19 protein-coding genes and 2 tRNA genes are annotated in these 20,126 nt (G+C 48.8%); all 21 read right to left on the bottom strand.

What is annotated here, in order from left to right; genetic code table 11:
* Positions 1-329 precede the first annotated feature (329 nt).
* Positions 330-1,820, bottom strand: coding sequence for a lysine--tRNA ligase (gene lysS / locus KNP00_RS12485; RefSeq protein ID WP_215145743.1), 1,491 nt, complete (start codon positions 1,818-1,820; stop codon positions 330-332).
* Between the two features lie 148 nt (positions 1,821-1,968).
* Complete coding sequence (dusB, locus tag KNP00_RS12490; RefSeq protein ID WP_240542882.1) at positions 1,969-2,907, bottom strand: tRNA dihydrouridine synthase DusB; 939 nt, start codon at positions 2,905-2,907, stop codon at positions 1,969-1,971.
* A 70-nt stretch (positions 2,908-2,977) separates the two neighbouring features.
* Positions 2,978-3,475, bottom strand: coding sequence for a 2-amino-4-hydroxy-6-hydroxymethyldihydropteridine diphosphokinase (gene folK / locus KNP00_RS12495; protein WP_215145747.1), 498 nt, complete (start codon positions 3,473-3,475; stop codon positions 2,978-2,980).
* Positions 3,472-3,837: a dihydroneopterin aldolase gene (gene folB, locus KNP00_RS12500; RefSeq protein WP_215145749.1), complete on the bottom strand. Its 366-nt coding sequence runs from the start codon at positions 3,835-3,837 to the stop codon at positions 3,472-3,474. The genes folK and folB overlap by 4 nt, the downstream gene beginning before the upstream one ends.
* Positions 3,830-4,615, bottom strand: coding sequence for a dihydropteroate synthase (gene folP, locus KNP00_RS12505; RefSeq protein ID WP_215145751.1), 786 nt, complete (start codon positions 4,613-4,615; stop codon positions 3,830-3,832). Before folP ends, folB begins: the two co-directional genes overlap by 8 nt.
* Before the next feature lie 11 nt (positions 4,616-4,626).
* Complete coding sequence (locus tag KNP00_RS12510; protein ID WP_215145753.1) at positions 4,627-5,445, bottom strand: aminotransferase class IV; 819 nt, start codon at positions 5,443-5,445, stop codon at positions 4,627-4,629.
* Entirely contained in the window at positions 5,429-6,013 is a 585-nt protein-coding gene (gene pabA, locus KNP00_RS12515; RefSeq protein ID WP_215145755.1) for an aminodeoxychorismate/anthranilate synthase component II, read from the bottom strand. Before pabA ends, KNP00_RS12510 begins: the two co-directional genes overlap by 17 nt.
* Positions 6,010-7,389 (bottom strand): anthranilate synthase component I family protein, encoded by a 1,380-nt coding sequence (locus KNP00_RS12520; protein WP_338082284.1) that lies wholly within the window; start codon positions 7,387-7,389, stop codon positions 6,010-6,012. Before KNP00_RS12520 ends, pabA begins: the two co-directional genes overlap by 4 nt.
* A gap of 93 nt (positions 7,390-7,482) precedes the next feature.
* The gene (gene cysK / locus KNP00_RS12525) at positions 7,483-8,433 is read right to left on the bottom strand and encodes a cysteine synthase A (RefSeq protein WP_215145757.1); all 951 of its coding nucleotides are present in this window, start codon (positions 8,431-8,433) and stop codon (positions 7,483-7,485) included.
* 84 nt (positions 8,434-8,517) lie between these two features.
* Positions 8,518-9,447, bottom strand: a complete 930-nt coding sequence (gene hslO / locus KNP00_RS12530) for an Hsp33 family molecular chaperone HslO (protein ID WP_240542881.1) — start codon at positions 9,445-9,447, stop codon at positions 8,518-8,520.
* A gap of 19 nt (positions 9,448-9,466) precedes the next feature.
* Positions 9,467-10,231: a type III pantothenate kinase gene (locus KNP00_RS12535; protein WP_215145759.1), complete on the bottom strand. Its 765-nt coding sequence runs from the start codon at positions 10,229-10,231 to the stop codon at positions 9,467-9,469.
* 93 nt (positions 10,232-10,324) lie between these two features.
* Positions 10,325-12,349, bottom strand: coding sequence for an ATP-dependent zinc metalloprotease FtsH (gene ftsH, locus KNP00_RS12540; RefSeq protein ID WP_215145761.1), 2,025 nt, complete (start codon positions 12,347-12,349; stop codon positions 10,325-10,327).
* Positions 12,350-12,454: 105 nt separating this feature from the next.
* Positions 12,455-13,000: a hypoxanthine phosphoribosyltransferase gene (gene hpt / locus KNP00_RS12545; protein WP_215145764.1), complete on the bottom strand. Its 546-nt coding sequence runs from the start codon at positions 12,998-13,000 to the stop codon at positions 12,455-12,457.
* Positions 13,001-13,035: 35 nt separating this feature from the next.
* Positions 13,036-14,256 (bottom strand): tRNA lysidine(34) synthetase TilS, encoded by a 1,221-nt coding sequence (gene tilS / locus KNP00_RS12550; RefSeq protein WP_215145766.1) that lies wholly within the window; start codon positions 14,254-14,256, stop codon positions 13,036-13,038.
* Positions 14,257-14,324: 68 nt separating this feature from the next.
* Positions 14,325-14,396, bottom strand: a tRNA-Glu gene (locus KNP00_RS12555).
* 9 nt (positions 14,397-14,405) lie between these two features.
* Positions 14,406-14,482, bottom strand: a tRNA-Met gene (locus KNP00_RS12560).
* Positions 14,483-14,623: 141 nt separating this feature from the next.
* Positions 14,624-17,236 (bottom strand): YhgE/Pip domain-containing protein, encoded by a 2,613-nt coding sequence (locus tag KNP00_RS12565; protein ID WP_215145768.1) that lies wholly within the window; start codon positions 17,234-17,236, stop codon positions 14,624-14,626.
* 202 nt (positions 17,237-17,438) lie between these two features.
* Positions 17,439-17,951, bottom strand: a complete 513-nt coding sequence (locus tag KNP00_RS12570; RefSeq protein WP_012727724.1) for a S1 domain-containing RNA-binding protein — start codon at positions 17,949-17,951, stop codon at positions 17,439-17,441.
* A 74-nt stretch (positions 17,952-18,025) separates the two neighbouring features.
* Positions 18,026-18,400, bottom strand: a complete 375-nt coding sequence (locus KNP00_RS12575; protein ID WP_215145770.1) for an FtsB family cell division protein — start codon at positions 18,398-18,400, stop codon at positions 18,026-18,028.
* 40 nt (positions 18,401-18,440) lie between these two features.
* Positions 18,441-18,713 (bottom strand): RNA-binding S4 domain-containing protein, encoded by a 273-nt coding sequence (locus tag KNP00_RS12580; protein ID WP_026824785.1) that lies wholly within the window; start codon positions 18,711-18,713, stop codon positions 18,441-18,443.
* Positions 18,710-20,125, bottom strand: coding sequence for a bifunctional methyltransferase/pyrophosphohydrolase YabN (gene yabN, locus KNP00_RS12585; protein ID WP_215145772.1), 1,416 nt, complete (start codon positions 20,123-20,125; stop codon positions 18,710-18,712). The genes KNP00_RS12580 and yabN overlap by 4 nt, the downstream gene beginning before the upstream one ends.
* Between the last annotated feature and the right edge of the window lies 1 nt (position 20,126).

Genomic DNA, 20,126 nt, shown 5'->3' on the forward strand with positions numbered 1-20,126 from the left:
GACGAAGCTTGCGCTTCATTCAAAAATTGTAAAACTTATTTTTGCCTCATCGTTCAGTTTTCAAAGTTCGTCTGCCGCTCTTGGCGACTCTTAAAATAATACAAGTCATCGACACAGTTGTCAACCACTTTTTTATTTCTTTTCCGCTGCCATCAGCGGCAACGTTTATTACTTTACCGCACCCCTATCATTAACGCAAGGGTTTTTCCTAAAGTTTTTTCAAAAAAGTTTTTTATCTATATATGAACGGCTTACCTATGCGTTTTTAAGACCAATAAAAATGAAAAGCCAGACCATACTCACGTATGACCTGACCCTTCTACAATCAATTATTGTTGATGACGCATCGTTGGGAAAAGAAGAACGTCACGGATCGAAGGCGCGTCCGTCAATAACATGACGAGACGGTCAATCCCGATTCCAAGTCCACCTGTCGGCGGCATACCATATTCAAGGGCTTCAAGGAAATCGTTATCAAGTTCATGTGCCTCATCGTTACCCGCTTCTTTTTCAAGCAACTGCGATTCGAAACGTTCACGTTGATCGATCGGGTCGTTCAACTCCGTGAAGGCGTTCGCGTGTTCACGACGAACAATGAACAACTCGAAACGATCCGTGAAGCGTGGATCCGTTTCATTCTTCTTCGCCAATGGCGACACTTCAACCGGATGTCCTGTGACGAATGTCGGTTGAAGCAATGTTTCTTCAACTTTTTGCTCGAAGAACTCATTGACGATATGACCAAACGTCATATGGTCCTGTACTTCTACACCGTGGTCTTTTGCAAGGGCACGTGCTTCTTCATCGGACATTTGTTGCCAGAAGTCTACACCTGTTTCTTCTTTAACAAGGTCAACCATATGCGCACGTTTCCAGCCGACACCGAGGTGAATCGTATCTTCACCGTATTGTACATCCGTTGTACCGAGTACTTCTTTCGCTACGTGCGCAACCAATTCTTCCGTCAAATCCATGATGTCATTGTAATCTGCATATGCCTCATATAATTCGATCATCGTGAATTCAGGGTTGTGACGTGTCGAGATTCCTTCATTACGGAAAACACGTCCGATTTCGTAAACGCGCTCGAGCCCACCAACGATCAAGCGTTTTAAGTGAAGTTCGATGGCAATACGCATATAGAGTTCCATATCTAACGCATTATGATGCGTCAAGAACGGACGCGCTGCTGCTCCACCCGCAATCGTGTGCAACATCGGTGTTTCTACTTCTAAATATCCTTTTTGGTTTAAGAAGTTGCGAATCTCCGAAATGATGCGGCTACGCAAAATGAATGTCTGACGCGAGTCTTGATTTGTAATCAAATCAAGATAGCGTTGGCGATAGCGCTGTTCCACATCTTTCAGTCCATGATATTTGTCCGGAAGCGGGCGAAGCGCCTTCGTCAATAACTCAAACTCTTCCACGTGAATCGAGAGTTCTCCGACGTTCGTTTTAAAGAGTTTTCCTTTCACGCCGACGATATCACCAAGGTCTGAAGACTTGAACAAGTCAAACGGCTCATCCCCGACATCATTTTTGCGAACGTAAATTTGAATTTGACCTGTCACATCTTGAATATGGGCAAAGAACACTTTCCCTTTCCCGCGTTTCGTCATGATACGTCCAGCCAATGTGACTTCTACGTCCTGTTCAGCCAAAGCCTCTTTTTCAATCGATTCGTACTGCTCATGTAACTCACCTGCGTGTGCAGAACGATCAAAGCGGTGACCGAACGGGTCGAGACCGCGCTCACGCATATCGGTCATCTTCTCAAAACGAACCTGCATTTGATCATTCATTTCTAACTCGTGGCTCACTATTCCATTCACTCCTCTATCCATATTGGCTTTCTCCCTAACAAAAAACTGTCAGCCTGATGGCCAACAGCACAGCCGAAGCCGTTCATTCGTTGTGGTGCACTTTTTCGCCAAACAAGCTTACCATAAATTAGTTCTTTTCACTAGTTCACACTTCTGACAGTTGTCGCTCGAGCTGATCGACAAATCCATAGAGGACCGCCGCGAAAGCCTCGCGCGATTCCGTTTCATTGATTTGTTTACGAATCGGGCCACTGCCTTTCAGTCCCTTTAAATACCATGCCGCGTGTTGGCGCATTTCGCGTACGGCTGTCAGCTCCCCTTTGATCGCGCTCAACCGATCGAGATGAAGCATGCAGATATCGATTTTCTCACGAGCCTCAGGTTCTGGCGGGAGCTCTCCCGTTTCAAGATACTGGACCGTTTGATAGAGCATCCACGGATTACCGAGGGCCGCGCGTCCAATCATGACGGCGTCTACACCGTACTGTTCAATCACGCGCTTCGCGTCCTGCGGGGTCGCGATATCACCGTTTCCGATAATCGGAACGGTCGCCACTTTCTTGGCCTCGCCAATCCAGTCCCAGTTCGCGGTTCCTTCATATTGTTGAGATCGTGTACGTCCATGAATGGCGATCGCCGCCGCTCCGCCCGTTTGAGCCGCCTTGACGTTATCTAAGATTAAGATGTTCTCGTCATCCCAACCAAGGCGCATCTTCACCGTGACCGGTTTTTCGACGACATTCGTGACGGCATTCACCATCTCGTACACCTTATCCGGGTCAAGCAACCACTTTGCACCCGCGTCACACTTCGTTACTTTCGGGACAGGGCATCCCATGTTGATATCAATGATATCCGCATTTGTGTGTTGATCGACGTACTCTGCCGCTTTGACGAGTGTATCTTTCGAACCGCCGAAGATTTGTAAACTGAGCGGTTTCTCCCGTTCATCGACGTATAGCATGCGCATCGTCCGAGCGTTCTCGAGCAAGATCCCTTTATCACTGACCATCTCGGCACATACGAGTCCTGCTCCAAACTCTTTCGCGATCAAACGGAAAGCCGGATTGGTCACGCCGGCCATCGGTGCGAGAACTGCCCGGTTTTTAATGTTTATGTTTCCAATCTTAAAGCCTGTCAAAATAACACATCCTTCATTTCACCAAATTCGAAAGCAACTGTAACCGAATGACATCTTGGCGGTCTGTCATCGGTAAACGTTCAAGCCAAGATTCGACCGTGCGTCCATGTACGATGAGCTGCGGCGCAATTTCCGCTAACGGTGCGAGCACAAACGCACGTTCCTGCATGCGCGGATGCGGGACCGTTAAGTATTCTGATTGTATATCTTCCTCATTATAGAAGAGGATGTCAAGGTCGATGGTGCGCGGTCCATTCTTAAACAGACGCTCTCGACCTAAGCGATGTTCGATTTGTTGAAGTATGTCGAGCAATTCATCTGGGGATTGGCGAGTCTCGACTTCAACGACCATATTGTAAAACGAAGGTTGCTCCGTGTACCCGACAGGAGCCGTTTCATACACCGATGACTGCTTCGTGACAGTGAGACCCGTCCGCTCCATCTCATCGATTGCCGCAGACAATTGTGTTGCCCGCTCTCCGATATTCGCTCCTAATGCGATATAAATCATGACGTTCTTCTCCTTGTCATCTCGATGGCCACGGAATCGTAATGTCCTGGAATCGGTGGATCCGGTTTAATCACTTTGACCGTCACACTTTGAATCAACGCATGATGGGCGAGCACTGCCGTCGTGATCCGTTCTCCGAGTGTTTCAAGTAAATTGACCGGCTCCCCCGTCACGATGTCTTCCGTCAATTGATACAACCCGGCATAGCTGACCCCATCATTCAAATCATCTGAACGTCCCGCAGGCGCGAGGTCGAGTTCACACATCAAATCCACGTGAAACCGCTGACCGAGACGGTTCTCTTCTTCAAACACTCCGTGATAACCATAAAAGCGCATCCCGGTCACAAACATTTTATCCATGTCCATTTCCCCCAATCATCGCATCCATCATCTTCGCAGCACGGGCGTTTTCTTTGACGTCATGTACACGCACCCAGTCGCACCCTTTCATAATCCCGAGACACGTCGTCGCGATTGTCCCCTCGAGTCGCTCTTCTAACGGTAAATCGAGCGTATGTCCAATAAATGATTTACGTGATGTACCGAGTAACACTGGATACCCAAGACGCGTGATCACCTCAAGGTGCTTCATGAGTTCAAGGTTTTGTGCTACGTCTTTTGCAAATCCGATCCCCGGGTCCAGCCAAATATGCTCATCTTTCAAACCGGCCGCATGCGCAATCTCGATTGATTCCCGCAGGTCGATGACTATGTCTTCAATGAAGTGGTTGTAGTCCCGGTCTTCTCGGTTGTGCATGAGAATGATCGGAACTTCATATTCGAAGGCAACACGCGCCATCGAGCGGTCCCCCCATTTTGAGCCCCACACGTCATTGATGATCGTCGCACCGGCCTCTAATGCTGCTCTCGCTACCGTTGGCTTGTACGTATCAATCGAAATCGGGACAGCGATTTCTTTTGTCAGTCGTTGAATAATCGGGACGACACGTTCGGTCTCTTCTTCCGCAGAAACGCGTGCCGCGCCCGGTCTCGTCGATTCACCTCCGACATCGATTGCATCGGCACCATCACGCACGAGTTGTTTCGCATGTCGTACGGCTTCCTCGATTGCCGTATACTGTCCCCCATCCGAAAACGAGTCCGGGGTCACGTTTAAAATACCCATGATCTTCGTCATGCTTTCGCCTCCTAACCAAGTGAACGAACGAACTTCGCCCACACTTCTTTAAATCGACTGCCATCTTTACCGGGATAATGGTGATCACGATAGTGCGTCACCGGGGCGATTTGTTGGATTGAGTTCGTCATCCAAATCTCTTTCGCCACGTACAGCTCTTCAAATGTCACGGGCTGCTCGACTACAGAAAAATGCTCCATCACCCATTTCCGCGTCACACCCGCAAGCGCTCCGCTCGAGAGTGGTGTCGTATATAAACCACCCTCTCGTCCGACCCAAAAGATGTTCGATACGAGCCCTTCTACTACGTATCCATCCTCATCAGCGAACAATCCTTCAGCATCCGGATTCTCTAACACTCGCTTTCCGAGAATATTGTTCATGTAATGATGCGATTTTAAACGAAACGCCGCTTCCGGACGACTTCTTGGAAACGGGATCGGCTCGATTTGTTTCTCCTGCGGCACGATAGCTTTCGGCAGTGGCTTGACGATCATCGTGACGTTCGGCGCTTCATAACGCCCCGCGTATAGACCAAGGGGCGCGACCCCTGCCGAGACGTTCAGGCGGATATAGAGGTTTGGTTCATTGTTTTGACGGCACAGTTGCTGAATCGCCGTTTTGATTTCCGCCTTCGTATAAGGGAAGTCAATCCATAACTCGTTCAGGCTTTCCATCAATCGCTCCCAATGGTCATCAAATAGAAAAGGTACATCATCATATGTCCGAAACGTCTCGAACAAACCCATTCCGTATAAGAAACCGTGATCCTCAATCGGAATCGACACATTTTCCCGCTCGACTAGACTTCCATTATGCCAATACCACATGACGATACTCCTCGATGAAGTTGCGAATCATGTCTTTTCCATGCTCCGTCAAAATCGCTTCAGGATGATATTGCACCCCTTCAATGGAGAGCGTCTTATGACGTAGTGCCATAATTTCTCCACGTTCCGTCTCCGCCGTGACCATCAGGCATTCAGGTAGAGATGAACGCTCGACAGCCAGCGAATGATATCGAGTCACGATTGTTTGCTGCGGGATCTCTTTGAAAATTGATTTTCCATCATGTTGAATCTTCGATGTCTTTCCGTGCATGAGTCGCTCCGCGTGGACAACTTTCCCCCCGAACGCTTGGGCAATCGCCTGATGTCCGAGGCAAACTCCTAAAATCGGAACGCGACCTGCGAACGCTTGGATCAGCTCTATACTAATCCCCGCCTCATTCGGAGTACAAGGTCCTGGAGAAATGACAAGGTAACTCGGGGAAAGGTCCTCGATTTCTTGAATCGATACTTCATCGTTTCGATACACGACTAGTTCCTGACCAAGTTCTCCGAAGTATTGCACTAAGTTATACGTGAATGAGTCATAGTTGTCGATCAGTACAATCATGTCGTCCCCTCCGTCATTCGTTTCGCTGCCCATAGCGCCTTCGCTTTGGACAATGACTCTTCATATTCTGAGACCGGGTCAGAATCGATCACGATTCCCGCCCCTGCTTGAACGTATGCGACCCCATCTTTTACGACCATCGTTCGAATGGTGATGTTGAAGACGAGGTCGTCATTCCAACTTAACCATCCATACGATCCCGTGTAGAGACCACGGCGAACCGGTTCGAGTTCTTCAATGATTTCCATCGTTCGAATTTTAGGCGCGCCTGTGATTGTGCCTCCCGGGAACATTGCCGCTAGCGCTTCGGCTCCAGAAATTTCATCCCGAATCGTTCCGCGTACATTTGACACGATATGCTGCACGTGTGAATACTTTTCAATCACCATCAATTCATCGACATGCACACTACCATACGCCGCAACTTTCCCGAGGTCGTTCCGCTCTAGGTCGACGAGCATGACGTGCTCTGCCCGCTCTTTTTCGTTTTCAAGCAACGTATTGGCCAATTCCAGGTCTTCTCCGTCATCTTTCCCACGCGGACGCGTACCCGCGATCGGGCGCGTCGAGATGTCAGATCCGTGCTTTTCAATCAACAGTTCTGGTGAAGCAGAAACCATCGTGAAGGCCTCGTCCACGAAATATCCCATATAAGGAGATGGGTTCATTTGACGGAGCGTGTCGTATACACGACGTGGGTCGGCCAGGAGCGGTTCAGATTGACGAACGCTCAAGTTCACTTGGAACACGTCCCCTTCCACGATATAGGATTGAATTCGTTTGACCGCTTCGACGAACTCTTCCTGGGACATCGAGCGTGATCGCTCGACAGGCGACTGCCCTGTCGGTTTGAACGCATAATGCGATTCGACGTTCCACATAGCTGCCAATCGGTCCGCTTTGCGTTCCGCATCGCGTTCAGCCGTCACTATCAAGTAAAGAGTCGAATCCGCTTCGTCAAACACCGCCACTTCATCAAATAATAGAAATGAGACGTCCGGTGTCGATAAGTCATCTATCGCTTGATTCGGAAGGCGTTCAATCGTCCGAGCCACATCATAACTGACATAGCCGATCATGCCGCCAAAAAACGGAGGGACTCCATCCGGACGCTCCACTTCGAACCGTTTTCTTATTTCATTGACGAGATCAAGCGGCTTTCCGTATATCGTTTCAGTCGTATCGCCCACTTGCAAGAGACCGACATCGTCTTTTACATGGAAGCGACCGAACGGCTCGATCCCCGCAATCGTATACCGTCCCGCTCTCCCACTTTCTAACCATGCATGGTACGGTTGGTCCGCTGTCAACGTCATGTATGTCTCATACATTTTTTCTTTCGTCATCCGCTTCGTTCTGAACGCTGTCGATCTCACATGTCATTCCTCCGTCTATTCATTCATGCCTTTTATTGTACACAACAAAAGGCAGCAATCGAAAGAGATTGTCTCTCGATTACTGCCTTTTTGTTATACGCGACTCTCCGACTCTTCATCAAATTGATAGAGCGGTGTGCTCAAGTAACGTTCTCCGTTTGACGGGATGATCGCCAAGACGTTTTTCCCTTTACCGAGGCGTTTCGCCGTATCCAGTGCCGCTGCAATCGCAGCACCTGAAGAGATACCGCCGAGGACACCGTTCGTACGTGCCGCCTGACGAGCGTATTCGAACGCCTGATCTGTCGTGATTTGAAGAACTCCCTCATAAATTTCCGTATCGAGGATCGATGGTACGAATCCGGCACCAATCCCTTGAATCTTATGAGGACCCGGCTTCCCGCCTGACAAGACGGGTGAATCGACTGGCTCAACAGCAAGAATTTTTACATCCGGGTACTTCGCCTTCACGACTTTACCTGCTCCGGTGATCGTACCACCTGTCCCGACACCCGCAATCAAGGCATCCACTGAAATCCCCGCTTCTTCGAACGCGTCTACGATTTCAGGACCCGTCGTCATCTCGTGAACGTTCGGGTTGGCCGCGTTATTGAATTGTTGCGGGAGGAAGTAGCCGTGTTTCTCAGCTTCTTCCGTCGCCCGACGAATCGCACCACCCATACCTTCAGGTCCTGGTGTCAAGATCAGTTCGGCCCCGTATCCACGAAGGAGGTTACGACGTTCCATGCTCATCGTTTCCGGCATGACAAGAATAGATTGATACCCTTTTGCGGCACTGACCATCGCCAAACCGATTCCTGTGTTCCCACTCGTCGGCTCGATAATCGTATCACCCGGTTTCAAGATGCCGTCTTTTTCGGCCGCCTCAATCATAGCAAGGGCAATCCGGTCCTTGACGCTTGATCCCGGGTTCATATATTCAAGCTTCAAATATACGTCGGCATCTTCCGGTCCGGTCATCCCATTCAATTTTACAATCGGAGTCTTTCCAATCAAATCTGTCACTGAGTTTACGATTCGCATTACATTTCCTCCTTCATAATTCCGACTATTCCGATATTGTTATCATACCCTATCGAATTATAAACATGCAATTTGGAACATAGCTTACGCTTGTGCCTGTTCTTTCATCTTCTCCAACTGTTCAGCCGAGAAATGATACTTCTCGCCACAGAAATGACAAACAGCTTCCGCTCCGCCATCCTCTTCAATCATTTGACGAATCTCTTCTTTTCCGAGACCAATAATGGCGTTCTCCATTCGCTCCCGGCTACACGTACAGTTAAACTGAATCGGGTTCGTATCGAGAATATCTAGACTGTCACCGAGCAGCAATTGAAGCATTTCTTCTGGCGTCTTCTCTTCTCCGATCAAAACAGATACCGGTGGGAACGTCTGAAGTGCTGTTTCGAGTGCCTGGACCGTTTCTTCAGATGCGTTCGGGAGCAGCTGGACGATGACACCGCCTGCCGCAAGAATCGATTCATCTTCTGGTAAAACGAGGACACCCGCTCCAACGACTGATGGTACTTGCTCAGATGTTGCGAAGTAGTATGTGAAGTCTTCACTGATTTCCCCTGTTTGAATTTCTGAAGAACCGCCGACATACTCTTTCAAGCCCAAATCTTTAATGACGGAGATGGTCCCTTTCCCGACGGCTTCGCCGACTTTCAATTTCGTCAACCCTTGTTCGTTGACGAATGTCCCGCCATCGACACGAGGATAGGATACATATCCACGAACATCTCCCGCTGTATCTGCGTCCACGATGATTTTCCCAATCGGGCCATCACCTTCCACTTTAAGTGTGACGCGCGCCGCACCTTTTTGCATCGCCCCGATCATCGAGCCGATCGTCATCGTCCGTCCGAGGGCAGCTGAGGCAACCGGAGTCGTTTGGTGACGAAGTTGCGTCTCATATACCGTTTTTGTCGTACGTGCGGCAAAGGCACGGACTTCTCCGTTAAAACCGAGGGCACGAACGAGATAGTCGTCGTTCATCTGATCGAGTAATGCTTGTTGTTCTGTATGAATCATATCATTTAACTCCTTTAATTTACTTTTGATTGCGCTCGTAAATGAGACGGAGGCCTTCGAGTGTCAGGAACGAATCCACATGGTCGATTGTCTCTGCATGTTCACTGATCAATCGTGCCAATCCTCCTGTTGCAATGACAGTCGCTTCACCGACCTCACGCTTCATTCGATTCACGATGCCGTCCACTTGTGCCACATATCCGTAATACGTTCCGGATTGCATCGCCTGAATCGTATTTTTCCCGACGACCGTCGGAGGGGTCGCCAGCTCAATTCGAGGCAATTTTGCGGCACGTTGATAAAGTGCCTCCACCGAAATCATGATGCCCGGTGAGATGATGCCGCCATGATAGCGACGTTTCTCATCGATGTAACAATACGTGGTTGCCGTGCCAAAATCAACTATGATGAGCGGACCGTCATACTTCGCGATTCCAGCTACCGCGTTTACAATTCGGTCAGCCCCGACTTCACGGGGATTCTCGACATGAATGTCTAGTCCCGTCTTCACACCCGGACCGACAACGATTGGTCGTACATTGAAGTATCGTTGCGACATTTGTTCAAGTGGAAAAATGACCGGGGGCACGACCGAAGATAAAATGACACCGTCTACTTGTTCGAACGAAACATGCGAATGATTGAATAGCGATTTTACCAGCATACCGTATTCATCCGTCGTTTTCGTCCGATCTGTTGAGATGCGCCAATGGTGTACAAGGTGATCTCCATCGTACATCCCGAGAACAATATTTGTATTTCCAACATCAATCACTAAAATCATGACATAGTTCCTCACTTTGTTGTCAATTGCAGTTCGCTCGAATTATAACATGAAAAAAGACGAATGCCTCGTCAAGGGCATTCGTCTAATTGATTACCGTGATTCGTTATTCGGACGTTCCGTCGGCGTAGCTTCCGGCTTATCACCTTCAGGTACGACATCCGGTTTGCTGTCTTGAACGGCTTCAGGTTGGTCGATGACTTGTCCGTGCTGCACGGCTGCGTCATCTTTCTTCGCCTCGTCGTCCGCATCCGTCGATGCATCCGCGTCTTCTTCCGGCTCATGCGGGAGATATTCACGCGTCTTGATTAAGTGACGAATTTGTTTCGAGTCAAGCGTTTCTACGTCAAGGAGTGTTTTCGCAACAAGTTCAAGGTCTTCGCGACGCTCCGTCAAAATCCGCTTCGCTTTCGCATAGCAGTGATTGATGATTTCACGAATCTCCAAATCGATTTCTTGAGCGATCGCATCTGAATAGTTTTGTTCAGTTTGGAAATCGCGTCCAAGGAAGACTTGTCCGCCGTGGTTCGAACCGAGTTGGAGCGGTCCGAGTTTATCGCTCATCCCGTAATCCATGACCATCTTACGTGCAATACCAGTGGCACGTTGGAAGTCATTGCTCGCTCCAGTCGACACTTCACCAAAGATGACATCCTCGGCGACGCGCCCACCAAGAAGACCGACAATCTTGTCTTCGAGTTCAGGTTTCGTCATGAAGTAGCGATCTTCTTTCGGAAGCATGACGACATATCCGCCCGCGTTTCCGCGTGGGACGATCGTCACTTTGTGTACTTCATCCGCATTCTCAAGCTCGAGCCCGATGATTGTGTGACCTGCTTCGTGATATGCAACAATGTTGCGCTCTTTTTCAGAGATGATGCGACTCTTTTTCGATGGACCCGCGATGACGCGGTCAATCGCCTCTTCCACATCGACAACCGAAACCGCCGAGCGATTCGAACGTGCCGCAACAAGTGCCGCTTCGTTCAAGAGGTTCTCTAAGTCTGCACCAGAGAAACCAGGTGTACGTTGTGCGATTGATTTCAAGTCCACTGTCGAATCGAGTGGCTTATTACGTGCGTGGACTTTCAATACTTCTTCCCGACCTTTGACGTCTGGACGATCGACCGTGATTTGACGGTCAAAACGACCTGGACGAAGGAGAGCCGGGTCAAGGATATCCGGACGGTTTGTCGCCGCAACCATGATGATCCCTTCATTATCGCTGAATCCATCCATTTCAACGAGCAATTGGTTCAATGTTTGTTCACGCTCATCATGTCCACCACCGAGTCCAGCGCCACGCTGGCGTCCGACTGCGTCGATTTCATCGATGAAGATGATACATGGAGCGTTCTTTTTCGCGTTCTCGAACAAGTCACGAACACGTGATGCCCCGACTCCGACGAACATCTCAACGAAGTCCGAACCTGAAATCGAGAAGAACGGCACTCCCGCTTCTCCGGCTACCGCACGGGCCAAAAGTGTTTTACCTGTCCCCGGAGGTCCAACGAGTAAGACACCTTTCGGAATACGTGCACCAAGTTTTGAGAATTTACGAGGATCTTTCAAGAACTCAACGACTTCGATGAGCTCCTGTTTCTCTTCGTCCGCTCCAGCCACATCTTTGAATGTGACACGACGTTTTTCTTGGTCGTATAGTTTCGCCTTCGATTTCCCGAAGTTCATCACACGACCACCGCCGCCACCACCTTGTGCCTGGTTCAACAAGAAGAAGAACAAGATGAAGATGATAATGAACGGTAAAATCGCGAAGACGATGCTGAACCAGCTACTGTTGGACTCAGCCTCCTCGATTTGAATATCCGTATCCGCCCGAAGCTGCGTCAACACTTCCGCATACTCAGCTTCGTTCGCTGGAATGTTTGTTTCATAACGCTGGTCTTCATCTCCTGTAAGATCGCCCGTAATCGAGATAGCTCCCGGAATTTCTTGTACGGTTGCCGTCTCAATTCGATCATCTTCCACATACTCTAAGAATTTCGAATACGAGAGCGTTTCACTCTGGCTATTCGGATTCTGCAAATATTGAAGGAACAAGATCAAGGCTAGGAAAATCACACCAAAAACCAATGTGTTTTTCACTGCACGATTCATTCTCTGCCTCCTATTCCGAGAAACGATGTTCTCGCCCATTCTGTATATGGCTATACTTTGGGAATTTCTTTTATCTTACCACGTCACATTTTCAAAAGAAAAACGTTAGCCCCCGTAAACGCTCGGTTTGAGCACACCGACGTAAGGAAGGTTACGATATTTCTCTTCATAATCCAAGCCATATCCGACGACGAACTCATGTGGAATGACAAAACCGCTATAGTCTGCTGATAGGCCATTCTTACGTCCTGTCGGTTTGTCGAGAAGCGTGACAATCTTCACAGATTTCGCTTTACGGTATTTGAGAAGATCAACGAGATAGCCGAGTGTTAGACCACTGTCGATAATATCTTCTACAATCAAGATGTCGCGTCCTTCTACAGATGTGTTTAAATCTTTTTCGATTTTTACTTCACCTGTTGAAGAAGTACCGCCGTGATACGTCGACACGTCCATGAAGTCCATTTCTAAATGGATATCCATTTCTTTGACGAGGTCCGACATGAACGGCATCGCACCCTTCAATACACATACGAGAAGCGGAAACTCTTCTTTATAGTCTGCGCTAAGTGTTCCAGCGAGTTCGCTCACCTTTTCTTGAATCTCTTCACGTGAGATCAAAATTTTCTCCATATCGTTCATTAATGACATCTTGAAATCCTCCTCTTTCTGTTTCGACACAATCATCATTTTACCATTAATCGTAGGCAAATCGCATCCGACTTGTCTAGAAATTCTGAAACTCGTATTCCAGCAATCGCAATAATTTGCCCTGACGCGTCTTCAAGGAGTGGAATTGTCGGCCGAATCATTCGTTCAATTTTTTCATCAATCAAGATTCGAGCCACTTTTTTCGTCCCCACGTTTAATCGCATCCGGTCTCCCGGTACAGGCGAGCGAACCGTCAGTGGACAGATGATCTCATTTAGTGGAATACCTTCTCGCCCTTCTTCGATATACAGCGTTACCGTATGTCCCCCAAACTGAACGACGGCCGGTAAGGAATCGACTTGAACTGGAGGAAGTTCTTCTGTTACATGCTGTACAAGATGAAGTACCCCATTTCGTTTCATCATGAACCACTTTCCCATCAGGTGATAGGTTCCTGTATCTTTTTGGCTCAACCGTAGCTTCTCCATCGCCTCACCGACTTCTACATCGTAACGACGGGACAGCAAGCGAGCGACCGTATACCGTTCAAGTGAGGATAAGCGATTGAACTCATCAAGTTTCACATGAAACGCTTTCATTTCGAGTTCCACGTACGCTTCAATCCATTGCTCACATGACCGGTAGCGCATGTCCCATTCAGCGTATGCCTGTTTTGCCGTGTTGTATACGTCTTCAACGACGCTCGGCCATCCTTGTTTCAGCTTCGGGATGATTTCGTGACGGATCTGGTTCCGTAAGTACGCCACTTCCCGATTGGTGGCATCTTCTCTCCAGACAAGGCCGTTTTTTCGAGCATACTCGATGAGTTGGGTTTTCGTATCTTGTAGCAGTGGACGGATGAGCATCCCTCGAGCGAATTTCCGCCGCTCGGGAATACCTTTCACCTCGACCACGTTACGATGAAGTTGGATCAGTACGGTCTCCAACACGTCATCCGCATGATGCGCCGTGACCAATGTATCGTATCCATGTTCATTCATGACATCTTCAAAAAATTGATAGCGGGCCTCGCGATAACGAGCTTGTGACCCGTTTTGAAAATGAAGACGCTTCCCATGAAACGCGACTTTGTAGGACGCCGCTACGCTTGCGACGAACGTGTACTCTTCATCCGATGCTTCTCGTAAGCCATGATGGACATGCGCCACCGCCACATCCCATCCTTCTTTGACGAGACGGTCCAACAAGACGATGGAATCGACTCCACCGGACACAGCGACGAGTACCTTTTTCATGAGTTCCCTCCTTGATATAACAAAAGAAGCCATCTCGTGTGAGATGACTTCTTTTCGCTTAGGTTAAGTGACCCGTACGGGATTCGAACCCGTGTTACCGCCGTGAAAGGGCGGTGTCTTAACCGCTTGACCAACGGGCCTAAATAAAATGGTAGCGGCGGAGGGAGTCGAACCCACGACCTCACGGGTATGAACCGTACGCTCTAGCCAGCTGAGCTACACCGCCATGTTATTGTTGTGTCCTAAGCACATTTTCTATAATAACCAGTCACCATTCAAGTGTCAATTCTTTTTTTATATTTTTTTATAAAAAAATCGTGTATCGTGTCGTCTTAACCACTATACACGATTTTTAACTATTTTTACATCATGCTTCTGAGACAATCGGACGATATTTTTTCTTCCATGCAATCCGGAAATATGCCCACAGTAATGCGAAACATCCGGCAGCAACAAGCACTAAGTAGATTGTCGCCGTCTGCAAGTACTGTGCACCGTCTGAAGACAGAATTTCTTTATATCCCGCAACCGTATACGTCATTGGGAGCAATGCATTGAACGGTTGCAACGCTCGTGGAATCAATTCGAGCGGGAACGTCCCTGCTGATGTCGTCAATTGTAAAATCAATAAGACGATTGCCACGAAACGTCCAGGGTTCCCGAGTGTTGTCACGAGTAACTGTACGATAAACAGGAACGTGATACTCGTCAACCAGCTGAACCCGAAGAACTTCAACGGTTCGCTCACTTCAAGACCGAGCAGTTGCACCATTGCCACATCGAGAATCAAGGCTTGTAGGAATCCGACGACAACTAGAACGCCAGACTTCGACAAGACCCACGACAAGCTTCGTTTCGGGCGTCCCGCCGGATCGTACAGTGGATAGACAATCGAGAGAAGGAGTGCCCCGACAAAAAGGCCGAGTGACATGAAGTACGGCGCAAATCCTGTACCGTAGTTCGGCACCTCATGAATCGATTTGTCGACGAGCGACACCGGACCCGCCATCATGTCGACATTGTCGTCCGTCAATCCGATGTCCGCATCTGTCGCACCTTTCACTAATGCCTCACGAAGTTCGTCGCTACCTGATGCAATCTCTTCCATCCCCTTGGCGAGTTCACCGTTACCGTCTGAAAGTTCTTGTCCACCATCTGCAAGCTGATTCGCGCCATCCGTTAGCTTGCTCGTTCCGGCCTCAGCACTCTTCGCACCTTCGGCCAGTTCACGGCTTCCTGACTGCAGCTTTTGACCACCGTCCGCTAACTGATTCGCACCATTCACCAATTCACTTGTACCGGAACTTGCGCTCTTCGCACCATCGGCAAGCTTTTCGCTGCCTTCAGACAACTGTCCGGTCGCGTCTACAAGCTTGTCACTTCCAGCGGCGAGCTCAATTGTCCCATCTTGAAGTTGTGTTGCGCCTTGATTGAGCTTTTCACTCGCCGACACAAGTTCTTGAGAACGATCGGCCGCCGTTTGCGTGCCTTGTTCGATTTGACTCGAACCACTTGCCAGCGCGTTCGCACCTTCGACCAATTTCGTTTGACCGGTACTCAAGTCAGAAAGTCCAGCTGATAGTTTGTTTGCACCTGTACCTGCCTGATCAAGACCTGCACCAAGTGCGACCTGTCCTTCTTTTACTTTTGCAACACCAGCGGATAGTTGATCAAACCCGGCCGCCGTCTCTTGCTTCCCTTCGCTCAGTTGTGCCGCGATGGCTTGAAGCATTTCAGGTGACGCCGATTGACCCGACTCAGCGAGCGCTGTCAATTGTCCAATCAACTCATCTTGTTTCGCAGTCAATTCGGACTTCATTTGTCCGATCCCATTGACCACGTCTGTTTGACCCGCAACAAGTGCCGCGTTTCCATCCTTCGCCTGAGTCAACGCTCCTGTGAGTTTTTTGGCACCATCCTGTAATGCAGATGCCCCCTCTTTCGAGCGCTCGATTCCGGTAGCAAGCTCTTGAACACCTTGGTTCAACGTCTTCGCACCTGTGTGTAGTTCATCAAGTTTAGATGCGAACGCCCCTGTCCCGTCAACGAGTTGGCTCGTCCCTCCTTGTAAGGCAGAAGCGCCTTCGCTGACACGATGGACACCGTCCGAAAGTGAGGCTGAGCCCTCGTATACTTGTTGACTGCCATCCACGAGTGCAGATGAGCCATCGGCCAATTGCGAAACACCATCACGTAATTGACTTGCTCCATTCGCCAGTTCCCGTTGTTTCGAAGCGAGAAGCTTCGTCCCATCCGCGAGCTCAGACGAACCGTTTTCTAACTGAGTCATCCCCTCGTTTAATTGACTCGCTGCGCTCGCGAGCTCACGTTGTTTCGAAGCGAGCAGCTTCGCCCCATCCGCTAGCTTGACGGCACCGTCTTTCGCCGACGTTGATCCGTCTGCAAGTTGCGACGCACCGTCTGCGGCCTCCCCGAGCCCATCTGCTACGTCATTCAATCCGTCTTTCAACGCACTGACGTACTGTTTCGATACTTCGGTCGAAAGTTCCGATTTCACTTGTTCCATCGCGGAACCACCGATTTGTGCGGCTAAGAAGTTATACGATTCATTTGCGATATACTTCAGTTCGAGTTGCTCTGGATCTTCTTCTAAAGCAGTCGTCGCCTTTTCAGAAAAGTCTTCTGGAATTTCAATCGCCATGTAGTAGTCATGGTTTTTCAGTCCAGATTCCGCTTCTACCTTTGCCGTCTCGACAAACTCGAACGCCTCCGAATCCAACAGTTTGTCAATGAGGTCATCCCCAATGGCAAGCGACTCCCCTTCAAATGTTGCCCCTTTGTCTTCATTGACGATGGCGACCGGAAGATCCTTCATCTGTCCGTACGGATCCCAAAAGGCCCATAAGAACATACCGGCGTACATTAACGGTACGAGTGCGACTGCGAGAATCGGAACCAACACACGAGGGTTCTTGAAGATACTCCGCCACTCCGCCGTCCACAATTTCCATCCATTCATTTCTCTCTCCACCTTCACTTATAAAACATAACTATTTTTTCATGTTCCCTATTTTGCTCTCTTCCTTGAGAAAAAGCAACTCTTTTAGTTATTTTTTATAAGTTTTTTCAGAAGAAAAAAAGCCACGAACAAAAATGTTCATGGCTCGTCTCATTACAAGACCTATATCGTTACGAGTAGAAGCTAATTGGTATACGAAGGGTTACCCGCGCTTGGCTCCGCGTCCACCGCGTTTTGAGTCTGTTTGACGTTTCAACGTTGAAAGACGCTCGTCGCTATCTTTCAAGAATTTACTCATCAATGTGTCGAAAGTTTCCGGCTCACGACGTTGCTCACGACGACCGCCACCACGTGGGCCGCCACCGCGGGGACCGCCGCCACCACGTGGACCACCTTGACCTGGACCACCTGGACGTGGGCCACGAGAGAAACGCTCACCAGCTGGACGCTCAGGACGTTCAGGACGTTCGCTTACAGGACGATCGACCGCTTTCTTGATGGACAACCCGATTTTCCCATCGTTTTCGACGTTCAATACTTTCACCGTGACTTCCTGACCGACTGTTAACACTTCGTTAATGTCTTTGACGTAAGAGTCTGCCACTTCACTGATGTGTACTAGCCCTGTCTTGCCGTTAGGGAGCTCTACGAACGCTCCGAAATGCGTAATCCCTGTAACCTTACCTTGTACCTTGCTTCCTACTTCAATTGACATAAAATAATGTACTCCTTTTTTGATTGATTCTTTACAATTATACGAGTCGTTTCCCAAACGGTCAACGAACCAACTTATTCCTCGGGGGAGAAGTAGAAAATAATCTCTCCATCTTTAGAGAAGAGTAGCTCATTTCTCGCTAAGTTCGCGATATAATCCTCATCCTGTAAACGTTCCACTTGCTCCTTCAACTCATCTTGTTCGGCTTGCTGTTCGCGCAACTCTACTTTCGCCTGCGCATAGGCTTGTTGCTGGTCCGATACATATCCTACTTTTGAGAAGTAACTCTGCCCAATCAATACCATGACAAATAAAAATAGGAGTGAGGCTGCTGCCAAACGGCGTCGAAGATGAACTCGTCGACGATGTGTGTCTTTTTCCAGCTGTTCTCTACGCTCATCTAGCGCCCGAATGCGCCGTTGCCGCTCCATCGGGTTACGTCCGTTCATCGCCTCACCCCTCCTCTTCATACATTAAGTATACTTTTTTTTATGAGTTGATACTACCGTCCATCTTCTCTTCTTTAAGTAATCGATACATTTCTTTCGCATCTTCTTTACGTGCATGTTCCGCGATTGAATCAATGACGACTGTGACGAGTTTGTTTCCGAAGCGAATCTGTAATTCATCTCCGACTTTGACATCTGTACTCGCCTTTGCCACTTGTCCATTTAATTGGATACGTCCTTGATCTGCCACTTCTTTTGCCAACGTACGACGCTTGATTAAACGTGATACTTTTAAAAATTTATCTAGTCTCATAATCCTTTCTCCTTTGCCTCGTTCCAAAGTGCATCCATTTGTTCGAGCGACATCTGTCGAAGCTCACCGTTCGCTTCAATATACTCGAACCGACGTTTGAACTTTCGATTCGTCTGTTCTAATGCTTGCTCGGCATTCAGCCCAACGTATCGCGCGATGTTGACGACTGAGAACAGTACGTCTCCTAGTTCTGATTCGTCACTCAGTTCTTCATGCCATTCACTCAATTCTTCTTCGAGCTTTTTGAAGGCACCAGCTACGTCATCCCACTCAAACCCGACTTGAGCCGCTTTCTTTTGAAGTTGCTCCGCCCGCATCAGAGAAGGTTGATCGACGAGAACGCCATCGAGATGCGATAATTTCTTTTCCCCTTTTTCTGTCTGTTTAATCGTGTTCCAGTTTTCCATCACTTCGGATGTATCCTGAACCGTCACATCTCCAAAGACGTGCGGATGACGACGCACCATCTTCTCACTGATCGATCCAATCACATCACGAATATCAAAATACCCTTCGTCTTCTCCGATTTGGGCGTGCAACATGACTTGAAGCAAGACGTCACCAAGCTCTTCGATGATCGCATCGTCATCTTCGTCATTGATGGCTTCTATCAGCTCATACGATTCTTCTAACAAATATTTGCGAAGCGACTCATGTGTCTGCTTCTGGTCCCACGGACAGCCGTTCGGTCCGCGAAGCGTTGCAATGATTTGTTTGAGTGTCGCAAAGTCCTTCGCCAAATACGATTCATCAACGAGCGGCGGGACATAGAGGGTCGTCAAGTTGTTCACTTCCGCAATCCGGTCCATTTCGAATAACGGGATGTGTTCGATTCGCTCTTGTGTCGTTCCCGCTGCCGTCACGAGAGTGACAGGGTGTTCATCCGGATATCGCTCCATCAATTGCACTTTGACATCTCCTGCTACGAATCCATCGTATACTTGTCCGATGAGAATGTGCTGGGTCACTTGCAAGCGTTCAAGGTCAAGCGCGGTCGCATCGAGCAACTGAAATCCATTGATCGGATCAATTTGAAGCGCCTGAAACATTGCATCTAAAAAGCTTTGTCCACCGAGTACGTGAAGGTCGGCATCACGCTCCACCAATAGTTCGACAGTCCGTTCCGCCACGAACGGATGGCCCGGTACCGCGTAGGTGATGGCCATCTCTTCACTTTTAGTCAGTAACGTCTCGACAATCTGGTCGTACACTTCTTCAAACGTATCGCTCGATTCATAAAGCGAATCAAATGATTCGAACACGAGCCCCTCCGACTCTAACTCTTGAACGACTGGATGTTCTTTCGTCCGCAACCAAACGAGTGGTTGCTGTTTCAAATGGCGGTACACACCGAGTGGCAATTGATTCAACTCGCCGGACCCGAGTCCGACCACCGTGATTGTATAACCCATA

This window comes from Exiguobacterium qingdaonense (assembly GCF_018617855.1).
Classification (GTDB): Bacteria; Bacillota; Bacilli; order Exiguobacteriales; family Exiguobacteriaceae; genus Exiguobacterium; species Exiguobacterium qingdaonense.

Coding starts and splice junctions, on each gene's coding strand:
- dusB (WP_240542882.1), bottom strand. CDS start 2,907: ATGGCCGGCGTGACCAATCCGGCTTTCCGTTTGATCGCGAAAGAGTTT.
- folK (WP_215145747.1), bottom strand. CDS start 3,475: ATGATTTATATCGCATTAGGAGCGAATATCGGAGAGCGGGCAACACAA.
- folB (WP_215145749.1), bottom strand. CDS start 3,837: ATGGATAAAATGTTTGTGACCGGGATGCGCTTTTATGGTTATCACGGA.
- folP (WP_215145751.1), bottom strand. CDS start 4,615: ATGACGAAGATCATGGGTATTTTAAACGTGACCCCGGACTCGTTTTCG.
- KNP00_RS12510 (WP_215145753.1), bottom strand. CDS start 5,445: ATGTGGTATTGGCATAATGGAAGTCTAGTCGAGCGGGAAAATGTGTCG.
- pabA (WP_215145755.1), bottom strand. CDS start 6,013: ATGATTGTACTGATCGACAACTATGACTCATTCACGTATAACTTAGTG.
- cysK (WP_215145757.1), bottom strand. CDS start 8,433: ATGCGAATCGTAAACTCAGTGACAGATTTGATTGGAAAGACTCCGATT.
- hslO (WP_240542881.1), bottom strand. CDS start 9,447: ATGATTCATACAGAACAACAAGCATTACTCGATCAGATGAACGACGAC.
- KNP00_RS12535 (WP_215145759.1), bottom strand. CDS start 10,231: ATGATTTTAGTGATTGATGTTGGAAATACAAATATTGTTCTCGGGATG.
- ftsH (WP_215145761.1), bottom strand. CDS start 12,349: ATGAATCGTGCAGTGAAAAACACATTGGTTTTTGGTGTGATTTTCCTA.
- hpt (WP_215145764.1), bottom strand. CDS start 13,000: ATGTCATTAATGAACGATATGGAGAAAATTTTGATCTCACGTGAAGAG.
- tilS (WP_215145766.1), bottom strand. CDS start 14,256: ATGAAAAAGGTACTCGTCGCTGTGTCCGGTGGAGTCGATTCCATCGTC.
- KNP00_RS12565 (WP_215145768.1), bottom strand. CDS start 17,236: ATGAATGGATGGAAATTGTGGACGGCGGAGTGGCGGAGTATCTTCAAG.
- KNP00_RS12570 (WP_012727724.1), bottom strand. CDS start 17,951: ATGTCAATTGAAGTAGGAAGCAAGGTACAAGGTAAGGTTACAGGGATT.
- KNP00_RS12575 (WP_215145770.1), bottom strand. CDS start 18,400: ATGAACGGACGTAACCCGATGGAGCGGCAACGGCGCATTCGGGCGCTA.
- KNP00_RS12580 (WP_026824785.1), bottom strand. CDS start 18,713: ATGAGACTAGATAAATTTTTAAAAGTATCACGTTTAATCAAGCGTCGT.
- yabN (WP_215145772.1), bottom strand. CDS start 20,125: ATGGGTTATACAATCACGGTGGTCGGACTCGGGTCCGGCGAGTTGAAT.